At 60.8% G+C, this 3,196-nt stretch carries 3 protein-coding genes; all 3 read right to left on the bottom strand.

Going from position 1 to position 3,196, the window contains the following annotated elements:
• Window positions 1-95 precede the first annotated feature (95 nt).
• Window positions 96-1,016 (bottom strand): hypothetical protein, encoded by a 921-nt coding sequence (locus tag Q0F21_RS06720; protein ID WP_297238524.1) that lies wholly within the window; start codon window positions 1,014-1,016, stop codon window positions 96-98.
• The gene (locus Q0F21_RS06715) at window positions 1,013-1,603 is read right to left on the bottom strand and encodes a thymidine kinase (protein ID WP_297238526.1); all 591 of its coding nucleotides are present in this window, start codon (window positions 1,601-1,603) and stop codon (window positions 1,013-1,015) included. Before Q0F21_RS06715 ends, Q0F21_RS06720 begins: the two co-directional genes overlap by 4 nt.
• Window positions 1,604-1,629: 26 nt before the next feature.
• Window positions 1,630-3,196, bottom strand: a 1,567-nt coding sequence (locus tag Q0F21_RS06710; protein ID WP_297238522.1) for a flavodoxin-dependent (E)-4-hydroxy-3-methylbut-2-enyl-diphosphate synthase, incomplete at its 5' end; no start/stop codon positions are given.

The following is a 3,196-nucleotide window of genomic DNA, read 5'->3' as shown; positions in this document are numbered from 1 at the left end:
CGCTCCCCGGCATTGACCTGAAGATTGATATCTGAGAAGAGTACGGTGGCGCCAAAGGAGACGCCGACGTGACTTAGCGTCAGCATGGTGTATAGTTAGGTGGTGATGATCGTGGGTGACGAGTAGATGCTCAGCGCCTCTGATCGTATGTGTCCCATGGTGGAGGCGACGGCGCTGTAGGCGCTATTTGGCGTGGTGAGGATCTTAGTCGTCTGGGAGAGCGCGAGCAGGTCCCCATAGATCTCGATCAGCCCGTCTACCGACGTCCCGTCCGACATGGAGGAGGGCGAGATGATCCTGGAGCTGTAGAGGGTCTGGAGCCGCTCCCGCTCGTTGTGCGATGTGGTGGTGACGAAGAAGGAGGTGCCGGGATCGGCGACTACGACCTCATGCATCCGCTTGATGAAGAGCTCTATCGGGCTGTCCTGCATCGATACGGCCGAGTCGCGGTCTATGTGGATCCCGACGATATTGTTGTGCCACGAGGAGAGGCGAGAGTTGCGCACGTTGATCACCTCGATATTTGGCAGCAGCGGGCTGTACATATCTCGCGAGCGAGTCAGCTCCATACTTGTCTCGATGAATAGCCTGTGGTGTCTCCGGCGGAATATCAGCTCCAGCTGCTCCGGCGCATGCGCCTGTAGCTCCTTGATCTTGTCGTTCGTCAGTACGTTATCGAATGAGACCATCATATAAGGCGCCGAGAGCCAGACATTCCCCTTGTCTGGGTAGCGGTTGCTGATCCAGTCGGTCCACTTCGCCTCCCTGATCGTGATCTCCTCCCTCCTCATCTGAGGGTCGAGGGTAAAGAGCCGATTGGACGGTGCCATAAAGTCATCGGTCTCAAACCAGATGATCTCTAATGGTCTGCTGTGCTTCCGCGCCAGGGCAATGGTGGAGGCCACGGCGCGAAGCCGTTCCCCCAGCCCGCCTGTCGGCACAAGCGTAATCTTTCCCGATGGGTCAGGGGCGAGCCGATCCGCTTTCTCTTGGTCAGTCTTTGTGGATGTATTCATAGGCGATTGAGACGCTTGAGATAACAATTGCGACAGAGGGGCTCGTACTCCGCCTTGGCCCCTACGAGTACCTGCTCTTGGTCCGAGACGAGGCGGTAAGAGTAGAGGGCGGGGGCGCCACAGGAGACACAGATGGCGTGCACCTTGAGCACCCTGTCGGCGACCGCCATCAGTCGCGGCATGCAGCCAAAGGGCTTCCGCTCGTAGTCCATATCCAGTCCCGAGACTACCACCCGGATGCCGTTGTCGGCCATCTGTAAGCAAATGTCTACTAAGGAAGTGTCAAAAAACTGCCCCTCATCGATCCCCACCACCTGAGCATCCGAGCTCAGGAGAAGGATCGTCTCCGGGCGCGCCACGGCGGTAGCCTCGAGTGTATTGCGATCGTGGCTGACCACGTCCCCCTGAGAGTAGCGAGTATCTATCAGGGGCTTAAATACCTGCACCCGCTGGCGTGCGATCACTGCCCTCCTGAGACGGCGCATGAGCTCCTCCGTCTTGCCGGAAAACATCGACCCTACGATCACCTCTATGCTTCCTCGGGCTGGGAAGCCATTATTGGGTCGCTCGTAGAGACCCTCGTGCATCCGCTCGTCAAGCTCGTCCTCGTCCATCATGCTTCCTTTTCCCTCCAGTCGCCGCACTCCTTGATGAGGTCGACCAAGTGATCCACCGCCTCGTCCTGCGGGATCCCGCGCCGCACTCTCTCCTTACCGTGGTAGAGGTCGACCCGTCCGGGTGTCGAGCCCACGTAGCCATAGTCTGCGTCCGCCATCTCCCCAGGGCCATTCACGATGCAGCCCATCACCCCTATCTTGAGTCCCTTGAGGTGCGAGGTGGCAGCCTTTACCCTTGCGACCGTCTCCTGGAGGTCAAAGAGCGTCCGCCCACAGCCGGGACAGGAGATGAATTCGGTCCTTGAGATCCTCCTCCGGCTTGCCTGTAGGAGTCCAAAGGCGAGCCGAACCGCCTCTCTACTGCTCAGCTGCGGACCCGAGACGAAGAGGCCCTCTCCCTGCCCGCGCAAAAGAGCCGCTCCCACAGCATAGCCGAGTCTGACCGCCGCCTCGTCGGCCCGGCCCTCGGCTGAGATGCCTATTATATATGGTGTGGTCATCACCTCATCCAGTGCCCTCAGCATCGCAGGGGCATCGGAGTGGGTGAGCCTCACGATCAGGTGTCCCCCCTCCGGGAGGTTGAGGATCTCCCCGCGGAGTGCCTCCCTGTCAGTGACCGTCACTAAGCGGGGATCAGAGCGTACCAGGTCGGGACAGCAGTCTCTCTCATAGGTGTTGACCTCCCCGATGACCAAGGGCGTACTCGATGGTCTCACGGGGTGGGGGGGGGCGGATAAGGAGTCGAGAGAAATGGCCTCCGCCCCGGCGGCCTGCTCCACACACTCGACCAAGATCCATGCCGGCTTGATCTCCTGCTCCGGTGCTTCGCTCAGTGACACGCGGATGGTGTCGCCCAGCCCCTCACTCAGCAGGGCACCAATGCCGACGGCGCTCTTCAGGCGACCGTCCTCGGCATCCCCCGCCTCGGTCACGCCCAGGTGGAGCGGGTAGTGCATATCCCTCCTGTCCATCTCGCTCACCAGCAGGCGAACCGCCTCCGTCATCAGCACGGTATTGGAGGACTTGAGCGAGATCACGACGTCGTCAAAGCCCTTCCGCCGGCAAACCTCGAGGAACTCCATGCAGCTCTCCACCATCCCCGGTGCCGTATCCCCGTAGCGAGACATGATCCGGTCGGAGAGCGACCCGTGATTGACCCCTATCCGGATCGCCGTGCCGTACGAGCGGCAGTGGTCGAGGAAGTCGCCAAACTTACTCTGTAGCTCCTCCAGCTCCTGTGCATACTCGGCATCGGTGTAGTCCACCCGCTCGAAGACGCGCGCCGGGTCGTAGAAGTTGCCCGGGTTGATCCTCACCTTCTCCACATGCTTGGCAGCCTCGTAGGCGGCCTTGGGATTGAAGTGCACATCGGCAACCAGCGGGATCCGACTGCCGGACTCCCGGAGCCGGTCGTGTATCTGACCTATCGCCCTCGCCTCCCTCACGCCCTGTGTCGTGAAGCGAACCAGTCTCCCTCCCGCCTCGGCGATCCGCTTCGCCTGCGCTACACTCGCCTCGATGTCGTTGGTATCCACATTGGCCATCGACTGGATCACGATCGGG

Source organism: uncultured Porphyromonas sp., assembly GCF_934359325.1.
Taxonomy (GTDB): domain Bacteria; phylum Bacteroidota; class Bacteroidia; order Bacteroidales; family Porphyromonadaceae; genus Porphyromonas_A.
This window is presented reverse-complemented; position numbering and strand designations above follow the sequence as displayed.

Excerpts from the sequence above, each read along its gene's own strand:
- Q0F21_RS06720 (WP_297238524.1), bottom strand. The coding sequence starts at position 1,016 with ATGAATACATCCACAAAGACTGACCAAGAGAAAGCGGATCGGCTCGCC.
- Q0F21_RS06715 (WP_297238526.1), bottom strand. The coding sequence starts at position 1,603 with ATGCACGAGGGTCTCTACGAGCGACCCAATAATGGCTTCCCAGCCCGA.